This is a genomic window from Streptomyces sp. NPDC057099 (assembly GCF_042671245.1).
In the GTDB taxonomy this organism is placed as follows: Bacteria; Actinomycetota; Actinomycetes; order Streptomycetales; family Streptomycetaceae; genus Streptomyces; species Streptomyces purpurascens.
Window position 1 is genome coordinate 41,514 of the sequence record NZ_JBHUTX010000026.1, and the last position, 25,193, is coordinate 66,706.

A 25,193-nucleotide genomic window follows, 5' to 3' on the forward strand; every position below is an offset into this window, starting at 1 on the left:
TCCCTCAGGTCTCCGTCCGGTACATCAGATCCACCTCGTGCGTCTCGAACCCCAGCCGCTCGTACACCGTCACCGCCGCCTTGTTGTCGGCGTCGACGTAGAGCATCGCCGTGGGCAGGCCCTGCCGGGCCAGATGCCGCAGGCCGATCGTGGTCAGGGACTTGCCGAGGCCGCCGCCCTGGGCGCCGGGGCCGACGCCGAGGACGTAGACCTCGCCGAGGCCCTCCTGGGCGTGGACCTTGGTCCAGTGGAAGCCGACGAGTTCGTCGCCGCGGAAGGCGAGGAAGAAACCGGCGGGGTCGAACCACGGCTCGGACTTGCGGTCGTCGAGGTCCCGCTGGGTGAGGGAGCCCTGCTCGGGGTGGTGGGCGAAGGCGGCGGCGTTCACGGCGAGCCAGGCCGCGTCGTCCCGGCCGGGGACGAAGGCGCGGACGCTGACGCCCTCGGGCAGCCTCGGGTAGGGCGCGTCGAAGTCGCTCAACGGGCGCCGCATCTGACGCAGTTCACGGAACAGGGTCAGGCCCAGGACCTGCGCGAGATGCCGGGCGGCGGAGTGACCGCCGTGCGCCCAGACTCGCAGCCGCTTCCCGGACGCGGCCAGCAGGGCGGACCCGAGCGCCCGCCCGTGCCCGTGCCCGCGATACCCGGGGTGGACGACCAGCTCGGCGGCCGGCGGCTCCACCGGGTCGGTGTCCTCCAGCTGGGCATAGCCGACGAGTTCGCCGTCGACGGTGAGCAGCAGATGCGCCACGCCCTCCCGCTCGCCGCCCCGCAACTGCAACCGGCCCTGTTCGGACACCGCCTGCTGCCCGTCGGTCCGGGCCGCCTCGGCGAGCAGCCCGAGCACGGCCTCGGTCTGCTCCGCGGAGAGCGCGGCAAGGGTCTCGATCGAGCGGGGGCGGCCGGGCCGTACGGTGTCGTCGCTGGTCATGCGTACGAGGGTACGGGGACCCACCGGGAAAACGGCGGCAAAGAAGCAACCCAGATGTAACCACGAAACACCTGTCGCGCTACGCGCGTTGACTCTAGGCTGCGCCGGACGACTTCACGTCCGAACAAGACGACATCAGTGTCGCGACAAGACGACATCACTGTCTGAACAAGCAGCAGCAGACCCACAGGGGGGCGAATGCCAGCCACTTCACCGGCATCGGTGCACCAGGAGCGCCGTAGACGTCGTACGAACCGTTTCGCCGCTCTCGCCGCCGGTGTCGTCACCGTCGGCGCGCTGGCCGCCGCCGGGCTGCCGGGGTCGGCGACCGCGGGCGAGGACCACCGCAAGGGCGGTCACTGGCCCGGCCGCTACCAGGATGTCCAGCTGCTGTCGTTCAACGACCTGCACGGCAACCTGGAGCCGCCGGCCGGTTCCTCCGGCCGGGTCACCGAGCAGCAGGCGGACGGTACGACGAAGACCATCGACGCGGGTGGTGTGGAGTACCTGGCCACGCATCTGCGCGAGGCCCGCAAGGGCGAGAAGTACTCCGTCACCGCCGCCGGCGGCGACATGGTCGGTGCCTCCCCGCTGATCTCCGGGCTCTTCCACGACGAGCCGACGATCGAGGCGCTGAACAAGCTCGACCTCGACGTCACCTCCGTCGGCAACCACGAGTTCGACGAGGGCGCCAAGGAACTGGGCCGTCTGCAGAAGGGCGGCTGCCACCCGAAGGACGGCTGCTACACGGACAAGAAGTTCAAGGGCGCCGACTTCCCCTACCTGGCCGCCAACGTCCTCGACGAGAAGACGAAGAAGCCGATCCTCAAGCCCTACTGGGTGTGGAAGAAGAAGGACGTCAAGGTCGGCTTCATCGGCGTGACCCTGGAGGGCACCCCGGACATCGTCTCCGCCGAGGGCGTCAAGGGCCTCTCCTTCAAGGACGAGGTCGAGACGATCAACAAGTACGCCAAGGAGCTGCGGAAGAAGGGCGTGAAGTCGATCGTCGCCCTCATCCACGAGGGCGGCTTCCCGGCGTCGACGTCGTACAACTACGACTGTGACGCCCCGGGCGCGGGCGACGGCATCTCCGGGCCGATCGTCGACATCGCCAAGAACGTCACGCCGCAGGTGGACGCGCTGGTCACCGGCCACACCCACAACGCGTACGTGTGCAGCATCGACGACCCGGCGGGCAAGCCCCGCATGGTCACCTCGGCCGCGTCCTTCGGCCGCCTCTACACCGACACCACGCTGACCTACGACCGCAAGACCGGCGACATCGCCCGTACGGCCGTGAAGTCGGCGAACCGCGTCGTCACCCGGGACGTCCCCAAGGCGCCCGACATGACGCAGCTGATCAGCAAGTGGAACACCCTGGCCGCGCCCATCGGCAACAAGCCGATCGGCTACATCTCCGGCGACATCGGCAACACCGGCAGCGAGTCCCCGCTCGGCGACCTGATCGCCGACGCCCAGCTCGCCCACGGCAAGAAGCTCGACCCGGAGACCGACCTGGCGCTGATGAACCCGGGCGGTATCCGGGCACCCCTGACGTATGCGGCCAAAGCCGGTGAAGGCGACGGTGTCGTGACATACGCGGAGGGCTTCACGGTCCAGCCGTTCGCCAACACCGTGAACCTGCAGAACTTCACCGGCACGCAGCTGATCCAGATTCTCAAGGAGCAGGTGACCGGCGCGAACGCGGCGGCGCCGAAGGTGCTCCAGGTGTCGTCGGGCCTGACCTACACGCTGGACCTCACCAGGTCCGGCGCCGACCGCGTCGTCACCGACTCGGTCAAGCTGGACGGCAAGGCCATCGACCCGGCGGCCACCTACCGCGTCGCGACGAACAGCTTCCTCGCGGGCGGCGGCGACGGATTCCCGACGCTGGGCCAGGGCACGAACGATGTCGTCGGTCTCGACGATCTGGCCGCTCTGGAGCAGTACTTGACGGCCAACTCCTCGGCCTCGGACCCGCTCGCGCCGCCGAAGGCGGACCGGATCACGATCGTGAAGTAAATCGCATACCTGGGGTTCAGGTTGCGGGGTGGGGCGGTGCGCATGGTCGGATGAGACGATGCGCACCCCCCACCGCATAGACACGCATCATCCCGACGACCGCTCCGAACAGCCCCACAACCCTTACGACGAGCTCGGCGCCCTCGATGACGGGCCTCTGGAGGCGACCCCTCTGCAGGACTTCCTCGGCGAGGACGCGGAGCAGCGGGACGAGCAGGAACCGGAGTGGTCGCCGCCCGATCACCGTCGCGGCGGCCGACGTCGAAAGAATCGTTTCGCCGGGCTGCCGCTCGCGGTGAAGGCGGTGGTGGGCCTGGTCGTTCTCGCCTCGTTCGCCGCCCTCGGTGACCGCTGGGCGGTGCTGTACGCCGAGCACAAGGCCGCGGGCACCCTCAAGGACCGCCTCGACCTGGCCGCCGCGCCCGAGGTGGAGATCGGCGGCTTCCCCTTCCTCACCCAACTCGCCGACAAGCGGCTGGAGTCGGTGAAGGTGACCGTTCCGGACGTCGCCGCGGACCGGGTCTCGCTGGCGAAGGTGTCGGCCACGGCCCATGACGTCCGGCTGAACGCCGACGGCCTGACCTCCGTGCGCGGTGCGGATGTTCCCCGCTTCGACGGGGACGTCATGCTGTCCTTCGAGGATCTCAACCGCGAACTCGGCGCGTCCCAGGTGACGTTCACCGGCGAGGGCCGGGACCGGGTGCGGGCGCGCGGCACCCTGCCGGTCGCCGGGCACAACCTGAAGCTGCGGGCCGAGGCCCGGATCCAGCGGCAGGGGGAGCGGGGCATCGCCACGGAGATCGGCGGCATGCGCCTGGACATCGGGGACCTCGCCACCTACCGCCCCGGCAAGCGCGCCTCGGAGGGGCTGCATCTGACGCCCAAGGCGTCCGCCGACCTGGCCCGGGAGACGCAGAAGGCCAAGGCGCTGCTGTCGGTCCCCGCCATCGTGAAGCGCATGGGCGTCCCCGAGGCGACCGTGAACGAGGCCCTGGCCGACGACGGCAAGCTCGCCGAGCTGACCGGCTCCCCGCGCTTCGCCCGCCAGGCCGAACGCCTCAACCTCATCGACCTCGCCCTGAACAACCCCGACGTCCTCAAGCGCCTGGGCCTCGACCCCGCCCTCCTCGGCGAGCTCTCGGGCCTGACCCGCCCGGTCCTGGCCGACCGTCTCGCCCTGGCGTTCGAACTGCCGAAGCCGGAGCAGGGGGACGTGAAGCTGGAGGACGTACGGGTGGAGAAGGACGGCATCAAGGTGCGGCTGTCGGGTTCGGGGCTGTCGGTGGGCAGCTGAACCACTCCGGGGTGGGGCCTGGGCCCGCAGGGGTGAGGGCTGGGCCCGCAGGGGTGGGGGCTGGCCCCGCCGAGTTCGGGCTGAGTTGCACTGGCTCCGAGGCCGGGCCCTGTCGGGTTCGGGGCCGGAACTCGCCGGGTCCGAGGCTGAGTCAAACCGGCTTCCGGCACCGCCGTGGCCGGGGCCGCAGAACGCCACCGGCTCCGAAGCTGAGCCCCACCGGGTCCGGGCTGGCCCCGCCGTGCCCGCAGTCGAACCCACACCGGCTCCGGGGCCGAACTCACCAAGCCGCCCGAGGCTGAACCTCACCAAGCCGCCCGAGGCTGAACCTCACCAAGCCGCCCGAGGCTGAACCTCACCCGCTCCGAAGCTGAACCTCACCCGCCCTGAGGGCTTTTCGCGCAGCGGAATGTGCCCGGAAGTCTGGCCCCCGGGCGCTGTCCGCGCTCCGCGATCGCCAGGAGACTGGGCCGGGCGTACCGGACCGAGACGAGGATGATGCGGATGCACAGGCACGGTAGGTCCCCGGAATCCGAGGCGGACGCGCGGGCCGGACACCCCCACCGGCCCCTGCTCAAGCCTCATGAGGACGGCTCTCAGGCGGCCCAACTGGCAGCCGGCGGGCAGCTGACACCGGACGCGGCGATGTCCCTCCAGCGCACCGCCGGGAACGCCGCGTTCTTGGCCGTTCAGCGCATGCCCCAGGGCGGCAACGGCGAAGGCCCGGCCGAGGAGAAGCCCATGGACGGGCTGAGCCGGTTGCGCAGGGCGAACGCGCGGGCGGAGAAGCGCGGTCAGGCGGCGCCCACGCTCGGGCAGGCCGAGAGCCCCTTCGGCGCCTACACGGTGAACAAGGGGCGGGGTGCCGGCCCTTACATCACGTCGAACGTGAAGCACCAGCACCCGGGGAGCGAGAGCCTCGGAACCACCTACGAGGAGTTGGTCCGGGCTCTCGACGCCGAGCATCTGCCGCTGGTGGCGCAGGCCGCGCGCAGTGGCGCGGAACTGGACGAGGAGATCCTCGGCAGCATGGACGCGACGCAACGGCGAGCCGCCACCATGCTCTACGGGATCATGACGCAGTCCGAGGAACGCAGGTTCCCGGGGGCCGGCAAGGCCATGCGCAGCGCCCTGGCCAAGCAGGGCGACCCCTATCACGAGGCCGAGGAGTTCGACGAGGACTTCCCGATGGCCAAGGAGAAGGGCGCGCAGTACTACCGCGAGGTGCTGGCCGGGAAGAAGCAGCTCTCGGACAAGGCCCGCAAGAACCTGGAGGACATGTCCTCGTCGTCTTCGGACGGGGAGAAGTCCTCCTGAGGCCTGACACCGGGGGCCGCGGTTCCCTGGGTGAAACTTTGTGTGCAGATGTGTTGACCTCTGTTCGAGTCTCCTTCTAGTTTCGTGCTCCACTGAGCGGTCCGACTACGGGCTGCTCACCTTCGCACATGCTCAGAATGGGGATGTCGTGTCTCAAAAGAACCACCGTGGGACAGCTTGCGTGGGGGCGCTGCTGGCCTGCGTCACGGCATTCGGCGGAGCGCTCGCCTCCCCCGCTGCCGCCTCACCCGCCCACCGCCCCGCCACGCCGCCGCCGGTCAGCGACTTCAAGGGCGTCAACTGGGCCGACCCGCGCGACAACTACGCCGACGACGCGGTCGTGCCCTCGGGCCTGTCCACCACCGACAGCTACGCCACCACGTACGCCAAGTCGAAGGCGATCATCACCGGCTTCTCCAAGCTCGGCGCCAACACGGTCCGCCTCCCGGTCAACCCGACCTCGGTGAACGGCCCGTTCTGGAAGTCGTACCGGGCCGCGATCGACGCCGCCACCGCCAAGGGCTTCAAGGTCATCCTGGGCTACTGGGAGGCCGACAACGCCAAGGACGGCAAGATCGACGACCAGGCCTCCTGGGACCGCATGTGGGCGCGGATCACCACCTCGTACGCCCACAACTCCAAGGTGTACTTCGAGCCGATGAACGAGCCGTTCGGCTACACGGCCGAGGAGTGGACCGACATCGCCGCGCAGTGGGTGAACACCCACCGCTTCATACCCCGCGACCGGATCCTGATCGGCGGCTACAAGTACAGCGAGGACGTCAAGCCGGTCTGCGCCGACCCGCGCCTCAAGGGCACGCGCCTGGCCCTGCACAACTACGGCTTCTGGCACACCGACTGGACCAGCGTCGACCAGTGGAAGGCCGACTTCAAGGAGCGCATCGGCACGTGCGCCTCGCGCACGATCCTGGACGAGTTCGGCGCCTCCATGACCACCGGCCTGGACTACAACGGCCCCGTCGGCACCTCCAACGAGATCGCCTACATCCAGGCCGCGACCGACACCATCCGGGAGCTGGGCCTCGGCTCGGTCTACTGGCCCGGCCTGCGCAACGGTGACACGTACTCCCTCACCACACTTCAGGGCACGGGCACGAAGCTCAGCCTGAAGGTGAACAACCAGAGCGGCCTGGACCGGCTGCACCACGCCTGGAAGCACTGAGGTCGGTGGCCCTTCCGGGCCCGGCGCCGCTTGTCAGCCGGGCCCGGAAGGGAGCCGTCAGGACGCCGAGGGCGTCCAGCCCGCGAGCCAGTCCGCGACCTCCTGGTCGGCGGCCTGCGCGTCGGTGAGGTGAGGACGGTTGCTGTTGGCGCTGCCCGCCCCGGCACCGGAGTTCTTGTACTCGGCGAACCGGTCGTCCTTCCACGAGAAGCCGCTCATGTCGGTCCACGGCGTGGACTTCACGGCGGCACTGAGGCTGGTGTTGCGGACCGTGGTCTGCGGGTCGAGCGAGGCGTCCCCGCCCGCGTGCCAGGGCCGGCCGAGGAAGAAGCTGCCGTTCGAGACGTCGCCGCTCACCGTGGAGTTGGCGATCAGGATGCCCTTGCGGTTGGCGGCGGTGCTCGGAGCCGTGACGTAACCGGCCGAGGTCCCGTCCCAGCGCTTCTTCAGCGTGATGACGGACTTGTCGACGACGGCCGTGGCCCGCCCGAAGATGAAGTCGACGTTGCCGGTGACGTAGGAATTACTGACGTAGACCCGCCCGAGCTTGTCCTTGGCGGCGGTGTCGAGCAGCAGTGTGTCCTGGTCGCCGTTGACGATGATCCCGTCCAGGAACACCTTGTCGGCGGCGGTCCGCAGCGCGACGGCCTGATGCCCGCTGAGGCTCTGGTTGGCCTTCTCGTCGAAGTCGTTGGAGATGGTCAGGTTCCGCGCCTGGAAGTCATCGGCCTCGACGGCGACGGTGGCGCTCCCGCCGGTGCCGTACGTACCGCCGCCCGGCTTGGGCGTACCGGCCGCGTTGTTGTAGACGATCGTCGTGTCCTTGCGGCTGCCGCCGGTCCCCTGGATGGTGACGTGCGGCTTGTTCGCCGGCACCTTCACGAGCTCCCGGTACGTCCCCGGCTTGACGGCGATGACGACCCGGGCGGGATTGTTCGCCGGTACGGCGTTCACGGCGGCCTGCACGGTCCGGTACTGCCCGCTGCCGTCGGCGGCGACGGTCAGGGTGGTCGCGGCGGCGGCCTTGGTGGAGGCGCCGGCTGTCGTACCGATGGAGGCACGGGGCCCCACACCGGACCGGAGGATGGAGGGAAGGTCGGCGGCCTGATCGAGGCTGTACGGGTAGTAGACCTTCGGATCGAAGGCGCTCCCGCCGCTCTCGTTCCTCCCACTGGTCCCGGAGAAGACGCTCCCGCGCTGCACGATCGCGGCGCCGCTGTCCTTGATGACGGGGTTCTTGATGCCCTGGAAGTAGGAGTTCTCCAGGACCATCTTCGTCCCGCCGCGCGAGTAGTTGCCGTACGACGACTTGATGTCGGTACCGGCGGCGTCCTCGAGGAAGTTGTTGTAGAGGTGGGCGTGGGCGGCGTTGTCGGTGGAGGGGTTGCGCTGCTCGGTCTCGCGGATCCAGTTGTGGTGGATCGTGATGTCGGTCTTGACGTTCTCGGTCCAGCCGATGCCGAAGGTCTTGTTGTTGTCGCTCAGCTTGTTCCAGGAGACGGTGACGTTCGTCGAGTCCTTGCGGACGTCGATGAGCCCGTCGGCCATGTGCCGCAGATCGTTGTGATCGATCCACACATGGTGTGCGCCGTCCATCTGGATGGCGTCGAAGTCATGGTCCTTGTCGTTCCAGATGCCCTGGTACGCGTCCCGGATGGTCAGATTCCGGATGATCACGTTGTGCACGCCGGACCCGAGGAAGAACCCGCCGCCGACGATGTGCCCGGAGGTCCCCTGGCCCACGATGGTCTTGTCGGACTGCACCTTGATCTCTTTGCCGACCGGGTTCATGGCGATGGTCCCGGCGACGACGATGACGTACGGCTCGGCGGCGGTGGCGTACTTCTCCAGCTCCGCCTGCGTCTTCACGGTGACGGTCTTGCCGTCCCGCCCGCCGTACGTCCCGTTCTGCCCGAGGGAGTTGACGGAGGCGAACCCGTCGGCGGTGTCGGCCGCCCAGGCCGGGGCGGCGGCGGAGGCCTCCCGGCCGCTGCCACCGAGAACGCCGAGGTCATTGCCGTAGGCGAGGGCACCGGCGGCGGTCAGGGCCAGGGGCACCGTGACGGCCAGGGCCTTGTGGCTTCTGCGGCGCCGGTGCCGGGGCCGGAGTGGGGGGTTGCTGCGCGGCTGCTCACTCATGCGGCGAATCCGTTCCGTGCGGGGGGATGATCCGCGGTGGGGTCGCCGCCCCGCACGAAAAGGTTGCCGCGTTTGCCGAGTCGTCAGCTGGTGCAGGACTTGGGGTCGAGCTTCTCCTCGATCTTGTCCTCACGGCCGTCGGGCTGGCCGCTGGGGAGGAGCTTGTCGGAGATGCCGTCGATGTAGTACCCGTGCGAGTAGATGGTCTGGTACCCCCGGTCACGCCAGCTGTGCGCGGTCCGGTCGCCGTCGCCCTTGTTCCACTGGTAGTCCTCGACGTGGAAGACGGGGTTCACGCGCACCACGCGCTGATACGGCGTCCAGGTCACGGCGACCTGCCGACAGGGCGGAATGGTCTTCTCGCTGCGGGTCTCGAACTTGGACTCCTTCTCCCAGCCCCACTCGTAGCCGGCGCTGCCGCCCACGGTGCCGGAGAAGATGCTCTTGGCGAGGGAGAGGCTGATGGTGGCGCCGACGCTCTTCTTCGCGAACGTCTTGGTGCTGTAGCTGCTGACGAAGGTCTCCTTGTCGTCGGCGGAGCCCTTGTTGCCGATCCACCGGGACGTGCGGACGGTGTCGCCCTTGATCGACCAGGTCGAGGCCTCGGCGTACCCGCACCAGCCGCGGAACAGCTCCCACGGCCCGGCGGGCTTCCACAGCCCGAAGACGTCCCGCAGGTACTCGTCCTGGGTCTTGAACTCACCGGTGTCGACGTTGAGGGCGCCGTAGACGCCCGTCAGGCTCGTCTCCTGACCGCACAGCCGCTCGATCATCCGGTCGGTGTCACCGGGGTCGACGCCCCGGATGTTGGTCGCCCCGGCGGGCCCGGCGCTTGCGCTCCCCGCGCCGGCCAGCAGACCGGATACGGCGAGGGTGGTGGAGGCGGCAACAAGGCCGCTCTTCTTGAGAGTTGACTTACGAATGAGACGCATGGGGGTCGCTCACTCCTGCTTGTCGTTCTGTGACGGCAGTGAAGATGTCAGAACGGGTGCGGGTGTTTGCGGTACTGGTGAGTACGACAGGACATTGACAGCTGGTCGGTCGTCATGTCCCGCTTTATCGGACGCCGGTGTCGCCGCCCCGGCTGACCGCGACCCGCAGTACGTCTCCCAGCGACTCCACGGCCCTCGTCAGCGCGAAACGCACGGCCCGTTCCCCGGCCTTGGCGTCTTCGAGCACGGCCCGGGCACCCGCGAGCACCTGCTCGGCGGAGGCGAGTTGAGCGGCCTCGATGTCGTCGGCGAGCTGGGAGAGGCGGCTGTGGGGGTTGTCGGTGGAGAGGTAGCACGGCTTGCCGTCGTCGCTGGTCCAGGGGAGCAGCCTCATGCGTAGATCTCCAGGGGGTGGAGGTAGGGGCGGATCAGGGGGGTGTCCATGACGAGGGGGTCCGGGGCGAGGGGGCGTGGTGGGGGATGGGGGAGTGGTCGTTGCCTGGGGGCGGCGCGGTGGCGACCTTGGGCGGGCAGGAGGAGTCGTACGAGGGTGAGGAGGAGGGACTCGCAGAGTTCGGCGGCGCGCAGGCGTAGGCGCATGGGGTTCCCTTGGGGAGGCAGGCAGGGGTTCTGACGAGCGGCGATTACCGTTCGTGCCTCGATGGTTACGGCTCACCCGTACGCTGCGGAAGGGGTCAGGTGTTGCCTGGCGCTCCAGGCAACGGTGAGGGGTGACGTGGGCGAAGTGGTTGACGGGGAGCGGGAGTCGGGGCGGGGAGTTCTTGGCAGGACGCTGAAGTTCTTGCGGGAGAAGGAGGGCAAGTCGCTGGGTCAGTTGGCCGACGAGACCGGGTACGACAAGAGCTACCTGAGCCGCTTGGAATCGGGCGAGCGACTCTCCAAGGTCGCGGTGATAGGGGACCTGGACAGCTATTACGGGTCCGGTGACCTGTTGGTGGGCCTCTGGGCGTTGGCGCGGATCGACGCCTTCAAGAACAAGTACAAGAGGTTCATGGGGCTAGAGGCGACGGCCCGCATCATGCACAAGTACACGCCGAACGTCCCTGGCCTGTTGCAGACCGAAGAGTTCGCTCGTGAGGTGTTGTCTGGCCCTCAGGCAACGGATCTATCGGACGCAGAGGCGACAGAGGAACAGGTGGCCGCCCGCCTGGGACGCCAACTCCTGCTGCACAGGCCTCCGATGCCCAACGTACGGTTCATCATCGACGAATTGGCCTTACGTCGTCCCTCCGCGAGTCCAGAGGTATGGCATGGCCAGCTGCAGCACATCGAGGACGCTGCTCAGTGGCCCAACATCGCCATCCAGGTGCTGCCGTTCTCTGCCGGGATCCACCCCTTCATGGCAAAGGGCTCGCTCACCCTGCTCTGGCAGGAGGACGGCAGTGCCGTGGCCTACACGGAAGGTGACAGCAGCGGACTGCTGCTGGACGATCCAGAGGAGGTTCTGCACCACCGTTTGTCCTACGATCTGCTGCGGGATCTGGCGCTGTCCCCGTCGGACTCGCTCACGTTCATCAGGGACGTACTGGAGGAGCACAGATCATGAAGCTGACCTGGCGTAAGTCCAGCTACAGCGACGGGGGCGACAACAACTGCCTCGAGGTTGCCGGCAACTGCCTCGGCGCAGTCCCCGTCCGCGACAGCAAGCTCCCTCACAGTCCGATACTTGTGTTCGGTGCGAACTCCTGGGAGTCGTTCCTGGTCGGCGTCAAGGACGACAGCTCGGCGCACATCTCCGGGTGACTCGTAAGGCAAACGGCCTGGATGGGGTTGGGGCCCGGCCATGGTGGGGCCATGGCAGAGCGCGTGACGATCAAGGTGCCCCGACGAGCCCGAGACCATCTCGCTCAGGTTGCCCAGGAAAGGGGCCTGACCTTGGGGCAACTCGTCGAGCAGTTGGCTTCTCAGCAGCGGACTGCGGCGCAGATCGCCGAACGCGTAGCGGCAGAGCGGAAAGCTGCCCGTGAGGTGATCGGCGGCGACATCAGCGACGAAGAGTTCGAGAGGACGCCGGACGTGCTCGTCAACCTCTACAGCTTGGCTGCCGAAAGGAGAGAACAGGTATGAAGCCCGCCTTCGACCTCAGTACCGCGGTGTGGCGCAAGTCGTCCTACAGCGACGGGGGAGCCAACAACTGCCTCGAGGTCGCCGACAGCTGCCTGGCGTAGTCCCGGTCCGAGACAGCAAGCTGCCCTACAGCCCGGTTCTCGTGTTCGGCGCGAGCCCCTGGGCGTTGTTCCTCGCGCACGTCACCAAGTAACTGTCGGGGCCGCCCGCTTCTTTGCAGTGTCGTGCTTCCACGGCCTGCATCAAGGGCGCTTCGCGTCGCCTTCGGCGATGACCCTTCGGGTCCCCCTTGACCCAGGCCGTTCCAGCACGGGAGAGAAGCGAACGAGCGGCCCGGAAAGGCGGGTGGCCGGGCGGCGTCTGCGATCTTCGGCCCGTTGCTTCGCTGACCGGCGTTGACGTGCGCGGTCGCGCCTCGCATGCACGCCGGGTGGGCTTAGCGGCGATCGGTGAGTGGGTGAGTGGGCGCTGGGAGGGGCTTGGGGCAGTGAATGGAGCGTCTTGGCCTGCTGGGACGTGGTCGAGCCAGGTCAGCAGGGACAGTGGTGGCGCAGATGCTCCACTTGCTCGCGATGCCCGTGCCGAGTGGCCGGCTGAAGAGGGGACCGTCCCTGCTAGCGGGCCTGGGCTCGGTTCTCGCCACCACCCCACCACCGCAGGCCGCCGAGCCCACCCGGCGTGCCGTCCTCCGCCGGATGCGCCGCACATCGCCGAGTGGCCGGGGAGTCGAGGGCTGACTTACGGCTCGCCACCACCCCACACCACCGCAAGTCGCTGAGACCGCCCGGCGTGCCGCCACCCGCCCGATGCGCCCCTCGTCGCCGAGCGGCCAGTCAGCTGACCTAAGAAGCGGGCGGCCCCGACCTCAGGGGAGAGGCAGATCCTCTGGCGGAGGCACCGCCGCCCCCGGCAGTCGTACCGTCGCCACCGTGCCTCCCCCCTCCGCGTGGGACAGCGTCACCTCGCCGCCCGCCTGTTGGACCGTGCGGGCCACGATCGACAGGCCCAGGCCTGATCCCGGCAGTGCTCGTGCGCTCGGGGAGCGCCAGAAGCGGTCGAAGACGTGGGGGAGTTCGTCGGCGGGGATGCCCGGGCCGTGGTCGCGGACCGACAGCACGCCGGCCACGAGCCGTACCTCGACCGTTCCGGCCTCCGGGCTGAACTTCACCGCGTTGTCGAGGATGTTGACCACCGCCCGTTCCAGGGAGGAGGGTTCCGCTCGGACGAACCAGGGCTGTACGTCCGCCGTGATCGTCAGCTCCGGGCCCCGCAGTCGCGCACGCCGTAGCGCCGACTCGACCGTGTCGTGCCAGGCGACGATCTGAGTGCGGCCGGAGTGCTGGCCCGTGTCCGGGCGGGAGAGTTCCTGGAGGTCGCCGATGAGTGCGGCCAGTTCCGTCATCTGGGCCTTCACCGAGGCCATGAGGGCCTTGCGGTCTGCCTCGGGGATGGGGCGGCCCGTTTCCTCGCTGCGGGTGAGGAGTTCGATGTTGGTGCGGAGTGAGGTGAGGGGGGTGCGTAGCTCGTGGCCCGCGTCCGCGATCAGTTGTTGCTGGAGTTCTCGGGAGCTGGCCAGGGCCGATGTCATCGAGTTGAAGGAGCGGGAGAGGCGGGCCACCTCGTCGTCGCTGTCGTCGTCCACCGGGATGCGGATGTCCAGGTCCTCCGTGCGGGCCACGTGTTCTACAGCCTCGGTGAGTTTGTCGACCGGGCGCAGGCCCGCCCTGGCGACCGTGAGGCCGGCCGCTCCCGCGCCGAAGACCCCTACGCCCGAGACCAGCAGCAGGATCAGTGCCAGTTCGTTGAGCGTGGATTCCGTGCCCTTGAGAGGGACGGCGATCACCAGCGCGTAGTCGGCGGCCACGCCCTGCTGGAACGGGCCGTCCTTCACGACCACAGCGGTGGTCAGTACGCGTACCGAATTGCCGTCGCTGTCGGTGCCGTTGCGCAGGACGGCCGTCCTGTAGTCGGGATTCTTGGCCACGGCCTTGTCGCCGCTCGTCACGTTCACCTGGGGCATGAGGCTGCTGAAGCGGCAGACCTTGCCGTCGGTCCTGACCACCTGCGCGTAGGTCTGCGGGCGCGGCGCTCCCCCGAGCGTGTTGGAAGGGTTCTGGGGGCACGCCTTGGTCAGGGCGTCGAACTCATCCGCCTGAATTGTGCGGAACGACGACTGCAGGTCATCGTCCACCTGGTCGTACAACTTCCCCTGCACGATGAACCAGCACGTCACCGACACCGCCGCCACCGCGAACGCCACCGCCGCCGCCACCAGCAGCGCCAGTCGGGACCGGATCGGCAGGGAGCGGAACCGGCGTACGACCTTGTTCACTCCGCGCCGCCCGCCCGCAGTGCGTATCCGACACCCCGCACCGTGTGGACGAGGCGCGGTTCGCCACCCGCCTCGGTCTTGCGGCGCAGGTACATGACGTAGACGTCGAGGGAGTTCGACGACGGCTCGAAGTCGAAGCCCCAGACGGCCTTGAGGATCTGCTCCCGCGTGAGGACCTGGCGCGGGTGGGCCATGAACATCTCCAGGAGCGTGAACTCCGTGCGGGTCAGCTCCACCTGGCGGCCGGCCCGGGTGACCTCGCGCGTCGCGAGGTCCATGCGCAGATCCGCGAAGGTGAGGGCGTCCTCGTCGGCCGGGTTGCCCGCGCCCACGGCCGCCGCGTAGGAGCTGCGGCGCAGCAGGGCGCGGATGCGGGCGAAGAGTTCGTCCAGTTCGAAGGGCTTGACCAGGTAGTCGTCGGCGCCCGCGTCGAGGCCGGTGACCCGGTCGCCGACGGTGTCGCGGGCCGTGAGCATCAGGATGGGCGTGGTGTCGCCGGTGGCGCGGATGCGGCGCGCTGCCGTCAGGCCGTCCATGCGGGGCATCTGGATGTCGAGGACGACCAGGTCGGGCCGGTACGCCGCGGCCTTCACCAGCGCGTCCGCGCCGTCGACGGCGACCTCGGTCCCGTACCCCTCGAAGGCGAGACTGCGCTGAAGTGCTTCGCGTACCGCCGGCTCGTCGTCGACGATCAGGATGCGCTGGGGGTCACGGTCGCCGTCTGCGGGGCTCATGGGCTCGAGGTCCTCGGGGGTGAAGGGCGGGCGGGGGCTGTCTGACGCTCTCAGACTCGCACGGGCACCGGGCTTCAGGCCCGTGCGGTGCGGCGTCGGGCGGCTGCCCGGCCGGACCGACGGGCCGCCTTGGCCGCCACCTCGGGCGCACGCGCCGCCGCCGTGGGCGCGTGCAGTGCGTACGCCACCGCCAGTGCCAGACCGACCCCGGCCGGATCGCCGCCGGACTCCGTGTGCGCGAACTGCTGGATCATCGCCGTACTCCTCATTCAGTGGAACTCAGTCCGTGGAGCCGGCCCGCAGCGTGGCGAGGTCGGCCTTGACGGCGTTGATCGGGATCGCGAAGCCCAGGCCCACGCTGCCCGCGGCCGCGGAGGAGGACGCGCCCGCCGCCGAGTACATCGCGGAGTTGATCCCGATGATGTTGCCGTTCATGTCGATCAGCGCGCCGCCGGAGTTGCCCGGGTTGAGGGACGCGTCGGTCTGGAGCGCCTTGTACGTGGTGGTGTCCGAGCCGGTGTCGCCGTTGAACTCCCGGCCGCCGAACTCGAACGGCCACTCGCTGCCCTGCTGTCCCTGCCCCTGGCCTTGTTCCTGGCCCTGGCTCTCGTCCGTGGAGACCGTGACGTCCCGGTCGAGGGCGGAGATGATGCCGCTGGTGACGGTGCCGGTCAGGCCCTCGGGGGAGCCGATCGCCACGACCTGGTCGCCGACGCCCACCCCGGCCGAGTCGCCGAGTGTCGCGGTCTTCAGGCCGGAGGCGTTCTCCAGCTTGATCAGGGCCAGGTCCTTCTTGCTGTCGGTGCCGACGACCTTGGCGGTGTAGGACTTGCCGTCGTTGGTCGTCACCTTGATCTGCGAGGCGCCGGCGACGACGTGGTTGTTGGTGATGATCTCGCCGTCGCTCGTGATGATCACGCCGGAGCCGGTGGAGGACCCGGCGTTGGAGTCGGCGCTGATCTCGACGATGCTCGGGCTGACCGCCTTGGCGACCCCGGAGACCGTGCCCTTCTGGCTGGACGGCACCACGTTGGTGCTGGTGGAGCTGGAGGTGACGGTGTCGTTGCCGGTCAGCTCCTGGATGCCGTAGGCGGTGCCGCCGCCTATCGCCGCGGCGACGATCGCCACGGCGGCGAGCAGGGCGACCGGGCCACGGCGCTTCTTGTGCGGGGCCGGCTGCACCGGCGGGTGGGCCGGCGGAGGCGGCCACTCGGGGTTCACGGGAGATGAGCCCTGCTGGGAATACATGCTCTCGGTCATGGAACTGAGCTTGTCGCCCGACCATGAGAGCTACCTGAGTGCTCCCTGAGAAGCCCGACAGAACCTCGTATGCCCGATATAAAGACGCCCTGCCGCTGAGCCGCCGGAGGCTACGCGCAGCCGCAGGACCGCCGCGTCACCAGCCTCGACGGGAACACCTTCAGCCGCTCCCGCCGCGCCCCCGCGACCCGCAGGCCGTCGTCGAGGACGAGGTCCACCGCCGCGCGGGCCATCGCCGAGCGGTCGGAGGCGATCGTCGTCAGGGGCGGGTCGGTGAGCGCCGCTTCCTTGATGTCGTCGAAGCCGGCCACCGCCAGCTCGCCGGGGACGTCGATCCGCAGTTCGCGCGCCGCCCGCAGCAGGCCGATCGCCTGGTCGTCGGTGGAGCAGAAGATCGCGGGCGGCCGCTCGGGGCCGGAGAGGATCTTCAGGGCGGCCTGGTAGGCGTCGTAGCGGTTGTAGAGCGCTTCGAAGAGGCGGCCCTCCGTGGAGATGCCGGCCTCGTCCATCGCGCGCCGCCAGCCCTCGACGTGGTCGGAGACCGGGTCGCCGACCGCGGGGGTCTCCGCTATGCCGCCCATACAGGCCACGTACTCGTAGCCGTGCTCCAGCAGGTGGCGTACGGCGAGCTGGGCGCCGCCCAGGTCGTCGGTGACGACGGCGACGTCGTCTATGGCCTCGGGGCGCTCGTGCAGCAGCACCACCCGGGCGTCCCAGGCCTCGATCTCGGCGGCCGCCAGGTCGTTGAGCGCGTGGCTGACGAGGATGAGCCCCGAGACGCGCATGCCGAGGAAGGCGCGCAAGTAGTGGACCTCGCGCTCGCCGATGTAGTCGGAGTTCCCGACGAGCACCATCTTTCCGCGCTCGGACGCGGCCTGTTCGACCGCGTGCGCCATCTCCCCGAAGAAGGGCTGGCGCGCGTCCGGCACGATCAGGCCTATGAGATCCGTACGCCGGGACGCCATGGCCTGGGCCACGCGGTCGGGCCGGTACCCCAGTTCCTTGATCGCGGCGAGTACACGCTCGCGCGTGGCCGGGGCGACCGGCCGGGGTCCGTTGTTGATGACATAGCTGACCACGGCAGTGGAAGTCCCTGCCAGCCGCGCCACATCATCCCGAGTCACCTTGGCCACGCGCGGAGTCTACGCGGATATACCGGCTCTGGGCAGGGCGTAAGGGGGCTTCCGTGCGATATCCCGACTACCGTTCGGTAGCTGTTCGCGGACTCCGCGGAAAGCGATGCCCAGGCGGGCACCGCAATACGCCTCTTTACGCCTTGGCGCGTGCCTCGGCGGCTTCCAGGGCGGCCGACTTGTCCGCACTGTCCTGCTTTGCCTTGGCCGCTTTCGCCTTCGCCTCCTCGGCGGCGCGCTCCACCTTCTCCGGCGTAACGAATCGATAACCGACGTTCCGGACGGTGCCGATCAGCGACTCGTGCTCCGGCCCGAGCTTGGCGCGCAGCCGCCGTACGTGCACGTCGACCGTGCGCGTACCGCCGAAGTAGTCGTAGCCCCACACCTCCTGCAGCAGCTGGGCGCGGGTGAAGACGCGGCCCGGGTGCTGCGCGAGGTACTTCAGGAGCTCGAACTCCTTGAAGGTGAGGTCGAGGACGCGGCCCTTGAGCTTGGCGGAGTACGTGGCCTCGTCGACCGACAGGTCGCCGTTGCGGATCTCCATGGGGGAGTCGTCGCTGACGATCTGCTGCCGTCCCATGGACAGCCGCAGCCGTGCCTCGACCTCCGCCGGGCCGGCGGTGTCGAGCAGGACGTCGTCGATGCCCCAGTCGGCGGTGACGGCGGCGAGACCGCCCTCGGTGACGACGAGGATCAGTGGACAGCCCGGGCCGGTCGACCGGAGCAGCTGGCACAGGCTGCGGACCTGTGGCAGATCGCGCCGGCCGTCGACGAGGATGACATCGGCACCCGGGGTGTCGACGAGGGCGGGGCCCTCCGCGGGAGCCACTCGCACGTTGTGCAGGAGCAGGCCGAGAGCGGGGAGCACCTCCGTCGACGGCTGGAGGGCGTTGGTCAGGAGCAGCAGAGAACTCATACGTCTGGTTCCTCCTCGGTCCCTGCGAGGACGTTTGTTGGCAACAGCACCGCTCTGCGATCCCGAAGGCCCGTACACCTGCGGTTTCCCGCTTCGTATACAACGCTTCCGAAAGCACAAAAGGACCCGGGGGCAACGCTGCCCGAGTCCTCTGCCCAGCAGAATAGCCCACATGAGCTCTGGTCGGGCAGGTCATGTGGCGCGTTCCACCGAACGTCCGAACTCCGAGACGGACGTCAGAACGCCCGTGCGGACTCCGACGCGCACTTTTCTGCGCACTGACGACGGCGTGACGATCGATGCCGTATACGACCCGGGTACCGCCGTATACGACGCCTCCGGGACGCCTTCCGCTCATCCCGTGTTCGTCGTGGCCCACGGCTTCACCGGTGCCGTGGACCGGCCGCACGTGCGGCGGGTGGCAGAGGCGTTCGCCCGGCACGGGGCCGTCGTCTCCTTCTCCTTCCGGGGCCACGGGGCGTCCGGCGGGCGGTCCACGGTCGGGGACCGGGAGGTGCTCGACCTGGCGGTGGCCGTGAAGTGGGCCCGGGAACTCGGGCACGCGCGCGTGGTGACGGTGGGGTTCTCGATGGGCGGGTCGGTGGTGCTGCGGCACGCGGCGCTGTACGAGGCGGGCACGGACGCCGTGGTGTCCGTCAGCGCGCCCGCGCGCTGGTACTACCGAGGTACGGCGCCCATGCGCCGGCTGCACTGGCTGGTGACGCGGCCCGAGGGGCGGGTGGTGAGCCGGTACGGCTTCGGAACGCGCATCCACCACCGGGACTGGGACCCGGTCCCCCTCTCCCCGGTGGAGGCGGCGGCGAGGATCGCGCCCACGCCCCTGCTGATCGTGCACGGCGACGCCGACGGCTACTTCCCCCTCGATCACCCCCGCATGCTGGCCGCGGCCGCCGGTGACCAGGGTGAACTGTGGCTGGAGCCGGACATGGGGCATGCCGAGCACGCGGTGAGCGAGGCGTTGCTGGCGCGCATCGGGGACTGGGCCGTCGGCCGGGCGGGCTAGCCTGACGGAGTTCACCGACGAGCGATTGAGGAAGCAGATGCCAAAGGTCACGGTGCGCTACTGGGCCGCCGCCAAGGCCGCGGCCGGGGTGGCCGAGGAGCCGTACGAGGCGGTCACGCTCGCCGAGGCGCTCGACGGGGTGCGCGGGCGACACCCCGGCGAACTCGAGCGTGTCCTGCGGCGATGCTCGTTCCTCGTCGACGGTGACCCCGTGGGCACCCGCGGACATGAGACGGTACGGCTGGCCGACGGCGGCACGGTCGAGGTGCTCCCGCCGTTCGCAGGAGGATGACGATGAGCAACCAGCCGCACGAGGGCTACGACCCCTACGGGCAGCCGCAGCCGCAGCAGCCGCAGGCGTGGCCCGGGCAGCAGCAGCCGTACGACGATCCGTACGCCGCCCAGCAGTACCCCCAGCACCAGCAGCACCAGCAGCACCAGCAGCACCAGCAGCACCAGCAGCACCAGCAGTACCCCCAGCAGCCGCAGAACCCGCAGTACACGCAGCAGTGGCAGGGGCAGACCTGGGAGACCCAGACGCACCAGCCGGTGACGGCGGCGGCGGAGGAGACGGCGTATCTGCCCCCGCAGGCGTACGCGGCGCCCGCCCCCGAGGCGGCGGCCCCGGAGGCTCCCGCTCCCGATTCCGGGTACGGACCCGCCACCGTCGCTGGGAACACCCGCGTCACGGACGCTCAGCGGGCGCGGGCGGAGGGGCGGTCGCCGATCATCGAGCCGGGGATGCAGCCGGCCGCGCTGACGGCACTGCTCGGGCTGCTGCTGGCGGGCGCCGCGGCCGTCGGCACGTACGCGCTCCTGGTGCCGCTCGTCGCCCTCCAGGCCGTCACCGCCGCCGGCTGGTTCCGGCTGAACGGCATGTGGCCGGCCCGGCAGGGCATCGCGCTGGGCTTCGCCGGGGCGCTGGCCGCGGACGCGGCGCTGCTGGTGTCGGACCGCTCGCCGTCGGCGATCCTCGGCACGCTCGGGGTTTGGGTGCTGCTCTCCCTCGTCATGCAACTGCGCTCGCACGCCGACCCCGACGAGCGGATGTACGGCCTGATGGCGACGGTCGCGGCGGCGGCGCTGGCGATCGTCGCGGGCGGCTATCTCGCGGCCGACGCGGACGCGGTGACGGTCGGTGCGGTCGCGGTGGCCGTCGCGGTCCTGGCCCGCGCCCTGCCGCTGCCGACCCCGGCGTCCGTGGTGGTGGCCCTGCTCGCGGCGGCGGGCGCGGGCGTCGCGACCGGCGCGATGACGGGCCTCGGCACGCCGGGCGCCCTGCTGGGAGCGGGCGCGGGCGCCTGCGCCCTGATCGGCCACCGGGTCGCCAGCTACGACTACCCGTCCCGCTTCGTCCACTTCACCGCGGGAGTGGCCCTGCCCCTGTCGGCCGCCGCCCCTGCGGTGTACGTGCTGGGGCGGGCCCTGGCCTGACGCGCAGTTCCCTGAGTGCCTGTCACAGATGATCGACAAATCCCGGGCGCTCACATCCTGCGGAGTTACCCTCACGCTTGGACGGCCACCCGGTCGTCAGGGACCGGACCGCCGTCCAACCGCCGAGGTGGGGGAAACACCGTATGCGCGCACTGCGAATACTGCTGATCGTCGTCGTGATCCTGGGCGGGCTCTTCGTGATCGCCGACCGCGTCGCGGTGAACTTCGCCGAGGACGAGGCCGCCGACCGGCTGAAGACGACGGAGAACCTCTCGGCGACCCCCGACGTCTCCATCAAGGGCTTCCCCTTCCTCACCCAGGTCGCCGGCGGTTCCCTGGACGACATCGAGGTCGGCATCCAGGACTACGAGGCCGCCGCGGGCAACGGCGCCCAGAAGATCCGGATCGACGACCTCAAGGCCGACATGCAGGGCGTCGAGTTCTCCGGCGACTACAGCTCCGCCACGGCCACCAGCGCCACCGGCACCGCGACCATCGCCTACGACGAACTGCTGAAGACGGCGAAGTCCGAACCGACCCAGGTCGCCCCGGGCGTCACCGCCAACGTCGTCGGCCTCTCCGACGGCGGCAACGGCAAGATCAAGGTCACCGTCGAGGCCACCGTCCTCGGCACCAAGCTGCCCGAGCCGGTCTCCGTGCTCAGCTCGGTGACGGTGGTCGACGGCGAGGTGCGGGTGAAGGCCGACGGCCTGCCCAAGTTCGGCGGCGTCGACATCGCCGAGTCCCGCGTCCGGGCCATCACCGACTTCCAGCAGAAGATCGACGGCCTGCCCGGCGGCATCCAGCTGGACAAGGTCCAGGCGGCGCCGAACGGCGTGGAGATCACCGTGAAGGGTTCCAACGTCCGACTCGCCGGGTAGGGAAGCCGCGAGGCGGCACCGACCAGGGCTGTCCGGTAGGCGAGACGGCGGAGTCCGTAGCGTAGATGTGATGGCGAATACAGGCGGCCGGAACCCGTGCGGGGGACGCACGGACAGGCCGCTGATCCCATATGGCGGATCTTCGCGTCTCACTATGCGACACGCCGGTGACACGCGCACCCTGCCGTCCCTACGATCGACAGCATGAAGCGACAGGCGGATCTCACGAAGCGGCGGGCAGTAGACCTGTGCCGCGTCGCCGCCATGCTCTGTCGCACCTTCTGAGCGACCGCGTCGGCCCGTTCCGACGCGCGCATCCCCGCCGCCCTGCAGCAAGGGCACCCGTGCGCCGCCCTCGTCAGGGCGCGCGCCCGCATACCTCGCACGCCCCGCCGTAACTGCCCCGGAGGAGAAAGAGCATGAGCCGCAGCGACGTCCTGGTCGACGCCGACTGGCTTCAGGAGAACCTGGACAACCCGAGCCTCGCGATCGTGGAGGTCGACGAGGACACGTCCGCGTACGACAAGAACCACATCAAGAACGCGATCCGCATCGACTGGACCAAGGACCTCCAGGACCCGGTCCGCCGTGACTTCGTGACGCAGGAGGGCTTCGAGAAGCTCCTGTCGGAGAAGGGCATCGGCAACGACCACACGGTGGTCCTGTACGGCGGCAACAACAACTGGTTCGCCTCGTACGCGTACTGGTACTTCAAGCTGTACGGCCACGACAACGTCAAGCTCCTCGACGGCGGCCGCAAGAAGTGGGAGCTCGACGCCCGCGAGCTCGTCGCCGGCGACGAGGTGCCGGAGCGTCCGAAGACGGACTACAAGGCCAAGGCCCAGAACACGTCCATCCGCGCCTTCCGCGACGACGTCGTGGCGGCCATCGGTTCGCAGAACCTGGTCGACGTGCGTTCGCCCGACGAGTTCTCCGGCAAGCTGCTCGCCCCGGCCCACCTGCCGCAGGAGCAGTCCCAGCGTCCCGGCCACGTGCCGAGCGCCCGGAACATCCCGTGGTCCAAGAACGCCAACGACGACGGCACCTTCAAGTCGGACGACGAGCTCAAGGAGCTCTACGCCGAGGAGAGCGTCGACCTGGCCAAGGACACCATCGCCTACTGCCGCATCGGTGAGCGCTCCGCGCTGACCTGGTTCGTGCTGCACGAGCTGCTCGGTGTGGAGAACGTCAAGAACTACGACGGCTCCTGGACCGAGTACGGCTCCCTGGTGGGCGTGCCGATCGAGCTCGGCGCCAACAAGTAAAGAACCGGACCGACCTTTCCAGACCTCTTCAGGAGTACGACATGTGTGGTGCGAAGGCCGGCGGCCCCGACGCCTCGACGATCAAGCCCGGTGAGACCACGATCCAGGGTCAGGTGACCAAGGACGGCGAGCCCGTGGTGGGCTACGTCCGTCTGCTGGACTCGACCGGCGAGTTCACGGCCGAGGTGCCGACCTCGGCGACCGGACAGTTCCGTTTCTACGCGGCCGAGGGCACCTGGACCGTTCGTGCCCTCGTGCCCGGCGCCACCGCCGACCGCACGGTCGTCGCCCAGCAGGGCGGACTGGCGGAGGTCGCGATCGCCGTCTGACGGCGACCGGTTCTCAAGGGCCGCACCCCCCGGGTTGGACGCCTGGGGTGCGGCCCTTCGGGCTGCCCGGATCTACGCTGGACATATGTACGCACGACGCCGGCGCACGTACTTCGCGATGATGGGCGGCTGCATCGCCCTCTTCGTCCTGGCCTGGGGCGTCGTACGCCTCTGGTCGATTCCCGTGGCCGTCGGCATGTGCGTCGTGGCCATGGTCATCCCGCCCGTCGCCGCGATGGTCGCGAACCGCCGGGGCCCCGACGACCGCTGGTGGGACGACCCGTCCGGGGACCCCCAGTCCGACGAGTGGTGGGACGAGCTGGACGGCAAGAAACGCCGGTAGCAGCCCCCGGGCCCGCGTGGATCAGTACACGAGCGCCTGCGTCTCGTCCGCCATGGCCTCCTGGACGAAGACCTGCGCGCCCGCGATGCGGACCCCCTCGATGACGTCCTTCTCCGTGATCTCGCGACGGGCCGCGCACTGCGTGCACAGCGTGACGCGGCCGGCCGCCAGGATCGAATCGAGCAGGTCGGGCAGGGGTGCCGCGTGCGGGAGGTCGAAGTCGGCGGCCCGGCCGGGCAGGGCGAACCAGGCGGACTCACCGGTCAGCCACAGGGAGACCTCGACGCCGCTGGCCACGGCGACCGCCGCCACCGTGAACGCCTGTGAGCACCGCTCGGGGGCGTCGGCCCCCGCCGTCACCTTGATCACCAGCTTCTTCGCCATAGCCGGAAGCGTAGTCCGGAATCGAAGTGCCGAAGGCGCCCGCGTAAGCTGGCCTCGGCCCTGTGCACCCATTCGCACCCCGCTCAAGGAGCACCCCGTGGAGCTTTTCTTCGAAATCCTGTTGGTCCTGGTCGCCGTCGGCGTCCTCGCCTTCGCCGGACTGACCGTGAAGAAGCTGTACCAGGGCCAGCGCTGACCCCCGTCTAGGAAGTTCCCATGATCGAGATCCCGTCCGACCTTCACAAGGACCTCGTCCCGCTCGCCTTCCTGCTCGGCAACTGGGCGGGTGCCGGTGTGCACGACTTCCCCGGCTCCGAGAAGTGCAACTTCGGGCAGGAGGTCACCTTCACCCACGACGGCCGGGACTTCCTGGAGTACCACTCCCACTCCTGGGTGCTGGACAACGACGGCAACAAGGTCCGTCCCCTGGAGTCCGAGCACGGCTTCTGGCGCATCGACCCGAACCGCAAGGTCGAGGTGACGATGACCCGCGACGACGGCGTCATCGAGATCTGGTACGGCGAGCTGGCCGACCAGAAGCCCCAGATCGACCTCGTCACCGACGCCGTCGCCCGCACGGCCGCCTCCCAGCCCTACACCGGTGGCAAGCGGCTCTACGGCTACGTCAAGAGCGATCTGATGTGGGTCGGCGAGAAGCAGACCCCCGAGGTCGAGCTGCGCCCCTACATGTCCGCCCATCTGAAGAAGGTCGTCACCCCGGAAGAGGTCGAGCGCTGGGCCAAGGCCCTGCCCGACGACATGCCGGACGACGGCATCGCCTTCTTCAAGTAGTTCTAGACTCGAGGTGTGGTGAGCACCGACTGGAAGAGCGATCTGCGGCAGCGCGGCTACCGGCTGACCCCGCAGCGGCAACTCGTGCTCGAAGCCGTGGACACTCTGGAGCACGCGACCCCCGACGACATCCTCGTGGAAGTGAGGAAAACGGCGTCGGGGGTCAACGTCTCCACCGTCTACCGGACCCTGGAGCTCCTGGAGGAGCTCGGGCTGGTCAGCCACGCCCATCTGGGACACGGGGCGCCGACGTACCACCTCGCGGACCGGCACCACCACCTCCACCTGGTCTGCCGTGACTGCCAGAACGTCATCGAGGCGGACGTCTCCGTGGCCGCCGAGTTCACCGACAAGCTGCGGCAGACCTTCGGCTTCGACACCGACATGAAGCACTTCGCGATCTTCGGCCGGTGTCAGGACTGCACGCTGAAGGCTTCAACTACCGAGTCGTAGGCTTACG

The 25,193-nt window shown here is 69.3% G+C and carries 29 protein-coding genes and 1 pseudogene; 18 read left to right on the plus strand and 12 right to left on the minus strand.

Annotated features, from left to right (window positions below; translation table 11 throughout):
- Nucleotides 1-4 precede the first annotated feature (4 nt).
- Nucleotides 5-931: a mycothiol synthase gene (gene mshD / locus ACFT4A_RS27075; protein ID WP_382834619.1), complete on the minus strand. Its 927-nt coding sequence runs from the start codon at nucleotides 929-931 to the stop codon at nucleotides 5-7.
- A gap of 198 nt (nucleotides 932-1,129) precedes the next feature.
- Here mshD and ACFT4A_RS27080 point away from each other — a divergent pair, with 198 nt between their 5' ends.
- The 4 genes from ACFT4A_RS27080 to ACFT4A_RS27095 all read left to right on the plus strand — a co-directional run bounded on the left by ACFT4A_RS27080 (nucleotide 1,130) and on the right by ACFT4A_RS27095 (nucleotide 6,747).
- On the plus strand, nucleotides 1,130-2,953 hold the full coding sequence (locus ACFT4A_RS27080; protein ID WP_382834622.1) for a bifunctional metallophosphatase/5'-nucleotidase: 1,824 nt from the start codon (nucleotides 1,130-1,132) through the stop codon (nucleotides 2,951-2,953).
- A gap of 58 nt (nucleotides 2,954-3,011) precedes the next feature.
- The gene (locus tag ACFT4A_RS27085) at nucleotides 3,012-4,247 is read left to right on the plus strand and encodes a DUF2993 domain-containing protein (RefSeq protein ID WP_382834625.1); all 1,236 of its coding nucleotides are present in this window, start codon (nucleotides 3,012-3,014) and stop codon (nucleotides 4,245-4,247) included.
- A 504-nt stretch (nucleotides 4,248-4,751) separates the two neighbouring features.
- Entirely contained in the window at nucleotides 4,752-5,564 is an 813-nt protein-coding gene (locus ACFT4A_RS27090) for a hypothetical protein (RefSeq protein WP_382834628.1), read from the plus strand.
- A gap of 148 nt (nucleotides 5,565-5,712) precedes the next feature.
- Entirely contained in the window at nucleotides 5,713-6,747 is a 1,035-nt protein-coding gene (locus tag ACFT4A_RS27095; RefSeq protein WP_382834631.1) for a glycoside hydrolase family 5 protein, read from the plus strand.
- 57 nt (nucleotides 6,748-6,804) lie between these two features.
- Here the strand turns inward: ACFT4A_RS27095 and ACFT4A_RS27100 are convergent, their stop codons facing one another.
- The 4 genes from ACFT4A_RS27100 to ACFT4A_RS27115 all read right to left on the minus strand — a co-directional run bounded on the left by ACFT4A_RS27100 (nucleotide 6,805) and on the right by ACFT4A_RS27115 (nucleotide 10,418).
- Nucleotides 6,805-8,886 carry a pectinesterase family protein gene (locus tag ACFT4A_RS27100; RefSeq protein WP_382834634.1) on the minus strand — a complete coding sequence of 694 codons (2,082 nt, stop codon included), beginning with the start codon at nucleotides 8,884-8,886 and terminating at the stop codon, nucleotides 6,805-6,807.
- A gap of 83 nt (nucleotides 8,887-8,969) precedes the next feature.
- On the minus strand, nucleotides 8,970-9,818 hold the full coding sequence (locus ACFT4A_RS27105) for a hypothetical protein (protein WP_382834637.1): 849 nt from the start codon (nucleotides 9,816-9,818) through the stop codon (nucleotides 8,970-8,972).
- Between the two features lie 124 nt (nucleotides 9,819-9,942).
- A complete protein-coding gene (locus tag ACFT4A_RS27110) occupies nucleotides 9,943-10,212 on the minus strand; it encodes a hypothetical protein (RefSeq protein ID WP_382834640.1) in 270 nt (89 codons plus the stop codon).
- On the minus strand, nucleotides 10,209-10,418 hold the full coding sequence (locus ACFT4A_RS27115) for a hypothetical protein (protein WP_382834643.1): 210 nt from the start codon (nucleotides 10,416-10,418) through the stop codon (nucleotides 10,209-10,211). The genes ACFT4A_RS27110 and ACFT4A_RS27115 overlap by 4 nt, the downstream gene beginning before the upstream one ends.
- A gap of 136 nt (nucleotides 10,419-10,554) precedes the next feature.
- Between ACFT4A_RS27115 and ACFT4A_RS27120 the strand changes: the two genes are divergently transcribed.
- The 4 genes and pseudogenes from ACFT4A_RS27120 to ACFT4A_RS27135 all read left to right on the plus strand — a co-directional run bounded on the left by ACFT4A_RS27120 (nucleotide 10,555) and on the right by ACFT4A_RS27135 (nucleotide 12,099).
- On the plus strand, nucleotides 10,555-11,385 hold the full coding sequence (locus ACFT4A_RS27120) for a helix-turn-helix domain-containing protein (protein WP_382834646.1): 831 nt from the start codon (nucleotides 10,555-10,557) through the stop codon (nucleotides 11,383-11,385).
- Nucleotides 11,382-11,582, plus strand: coding sequence for a DUF397 domain-containing protein (locus ACFT4A_RS27125; protein ID WP_382834649.1), 201 nt, complete (start codon nucleotides 11,382-11,384; stop codon nucleotides 11,580-11,582). Before ACFT4A_RS27120 ends, ACFT4A_RS27125 begins: the two co-directional genes overlap by 4 nt.
- Nucleotides 11,583-11,633: 51 nt before the next feature.
- Nucleotides 11,634-11,906: a hypothetical protein gene (locus ACFT4A_RS27130; protein WP_382834652.1), complete on the plus strand. Its 273-nt coding sequence runs from the start codon at nucleotides 11,634-11,636 to the stop codon at nucleotides 11,904-11,906.
- A pseudogene (locus ACFT4A_RS27135) lies at nucleotides 11,903-12,099 on the plus strand (DUF397 domain-containing protein). The gene ACFT4A_RS27130 and the pseudogene ACFT4A_RS27135 overlap by 4 nt, the downstream one beginning before the upstream one ends.
- Before the next feature lie 672 nt (nucleotides 12,100-12,771).
- Here ACFT4A_RS27135 and ACFT4A_RS27140 read toward each other — a convergent pair.
- From ACFT4A_RS27140 to ACFT4A_RS27165, 6 genes are all read right to left on the minus strand, one after another.
- Entirely contained in the window at nucleotides 12,772-14,238 is a 1,467-nt protein-coding gene (locus ACFT4A_RS27140; protein ID WP_382834655.1) for a sensor histidine kinase, read from the minus strand.
- The gene (locus ACFT4A_RS27145; RefSeq protein ID WP_382834658.1) at nucleotides 14,235-14,972 is read right to left on the minus strand and encodes a response regulator transcription factor; all 738 of its coding nucleotides are present in this window, start codon (nucleotides 14,970-14,972) and stop codon (nucleotides 14,235-14,237) included. Before ACFT4A_RS27145 ends, ACFT4A_RS27140 begins: the two co-directional genes overlap by 4 nt.
- A gap of 74 nt (nucleotides 14,973-15,046) precedes the next feature.
- Complete coding sequence (locus tag ACFT4A_RS27150; RefSeq protein WP_382834661.1) at nucleotides 15,047-15,226, minus strand: hypothetical protein; 180 nt, start codon at nucleotides 15,224-15,226, stop codon at nucleotides 15,047-15,049.
- A gap of 25 nt (nucleotides 15,227-15,251) precedes the next feature.
- Nucleotides 15,252-16,232 (minus strand): S1C family serine protease, encoded by a 981-nt coding sequence (locus ACFT4A_RS27155; protein ID WP_382834664.1) that lies wholly within the window; start codon nucleotides 16,230-16,232, stop codon nucleotides 15,252-15,254.
- A 110-nt stretch (nucleotides 16,233-16,342) separates the two neighbouring features.
- Nucleotides 16,343-17,365: a LacI family DNA-binding transcriptional regulator gene (locus ACFT4A_RS27160; RefSeq protein ID WP_382834667.1), complete on the minus strand. Its 1,023-nt coding sequence runs from the start codon at nucleotides 17,363-17,365 to the stop codon at nucleotides 16,343-16,345.
- A gap of 136 nt (nucleotides 17,366-17,501) precedes the next feature.
- Nucleotides 17,502-18,281: a response regulator transcription factor gene (locus tag ACFT4A_RS27165; protein ID WP_215120564.1), complete on the minus strand. Its 780-nt coding sequence runs from the start codon at nucleotides 18,279-18,281 to the stop codon at nucleotides 17,502-17,504.
- A 172-nt stretch (nucleotides 18,282-18,453) separates the two neighbouring features.
- Here ACFT4A_RS27165 and ACFT4A_RS27170 point away from each other — a divergent pair, with 172 nt between their 5' ends.
- From ACFT4A_RS27170 to ACFT4A_RS27205, 8 genes are all read left to right on the plus strand, one after another.
- The gene (locus ACFT4A_RS27170) at nucleotides 18,454-19,305 is read left to right on the plus strand and encodes an alpha/beta hydrolase (RefSeq protein WP_382834670.1); all 852 of its coding nucleotides are present in this window, start codon (nucleotides 18,454-18,456) and stop codon (nucleotides 19,303-19,305) included.
- A 37-nt stretch (nucleotides 19,306-19,342) separates the two neighbouring features.
- Nucleotides 19,343-19,597: a MoaD/ThiS family protein gene (locus ACFT4A_RS27175; protein ID WP_189729493.1), complete on the plus strand. Its 255-nt coding sequence runs from the start codon at nucleotides 19,343-19,345 to the stop codon at nucleotides 19,595-19,597.
- Nucleotides 19,598-19,599: 2 nt separating this feature from the next.
- On the plus strand, nucleotides 19,600-20,739 hold the full coding sequence (locus ACFT4A_RS27180) for a hypothetical protein (RefSeq protein ID WP_382834673.1): 1,140 nt from the start codon (nucleotides 19,600-19,602) through the stop codon (nucleotides 20,737-20,739).
- 143 nt (nucleotides 20,740-20,882) lie between these two features.
- Complete coding sequence (locus ACFT4A_RS27185) at nucleotides 20,883-21,620, plus strand: DUF2993 domain-containing protein (RefSeq protein WP_382834676.1); 738 nt, start codon at nucleotides 20,883-20,885, stop codon at nucleotides 21,618-21,620.
- A 204-nt stretch (nucleotides 21,621-21,824) separates the two neighbouring features.
- Nucleotides 21,825-21,905, plus strand: a complete 81-nt coding sequence (locus ACFT4A_RS27190) for a putative leader peptide (protein ID WP_350310325.1) — start codon at nucleotides 21,825-21,827, stop codon at nucleotides 21,903-21,905.
- 134 nt (nucleotides 21,906-22,039) lie between these two features.
- A complete protein-coding gene (locus ACFT4A_RS27195) occupies nucleotides 22,040-22,885 on the plus strand; it encodes a sulfurtransferase (RefSeq protein ID WP_382834679.1) in 846 nt (281 codons plus the stop codon).
- Nucleotides 22,886-22,926: 41 nt separating this feature from the next.
- A complete protein-coding gene (locus ACFT4A_RS27200) occupies nucleotides 22,927-23,214 on the plus strand; it encodes a DUF1416 domain-containing protein (RefSeq protein WP_003991226.1) in 288 nt (95 codons plus the stop codon).
- 85 nt (nucleotides 23,215-23,299) lie between these two features.
- Nucleotides 23,300-23,557: a DUF3099 domain-containing protein gene (locus ACFT4A_RS27205; protein ID WP_382578288.1), complete on the plus strand. Its 258-nt coding sequence runs from the start codon at nucleotides 23,300-23,302 to the stop codon at nucleotides 23,555-23,557.
- 21 nt (nucleotides 23,558-23,578) lie between these two features.
- On the opposite strand, the gene ACFT4A_RS27210 is transcribed toward ACFT4A_RS27205, so the two are convergent.
- Nucleotides 23,579-23,941: a DsrE family protein gene (locus ACFT4A_RS27210; RefSeq protein WP_382494852.1), complete on the minus strand. Its 363-nt coding sequence runs from the start codon at nucleotides 23,939-23,941 to the stop codon at nucleotides 23,579-23,581.
- Between the two features lie 216 nt (nucleotides 23,942-24,157).
- Between ACFT4A_RS27210 and ACFT4A_RS27215 the strand changes: the two genes are divergently transcribed.
- Nucleotides 24,158-24,733 (plus strand): FABP family protein, encoded by a 576-nt coding sequence (locus tag ACFT4A_RS27215; protein ID WP_215120572.1) that lies wholly within the window; start codon nucleotides 24,158-24,160, stop codon nucleotides 24,731-24,733.
- A 15-nt stretch (nucleotides 24,734-24,748) separates the two neighbouring features.
- The gene (locus ACFT4A_RS27220; RefSeq protein ID WP_382834682.1) at nucleotides 24,749-25,186 is read left to right on the plus strand and encodes a Fur family transcriptional regulator; all 438 of its coding nucleotides are present in this window, start codon (nucleotides 24,749-24,751) and stop codon (nucleotides 25,184-25,186) included.
- Nucleotides 25,187-25,193: the final 7 nt, after the last annotated feature.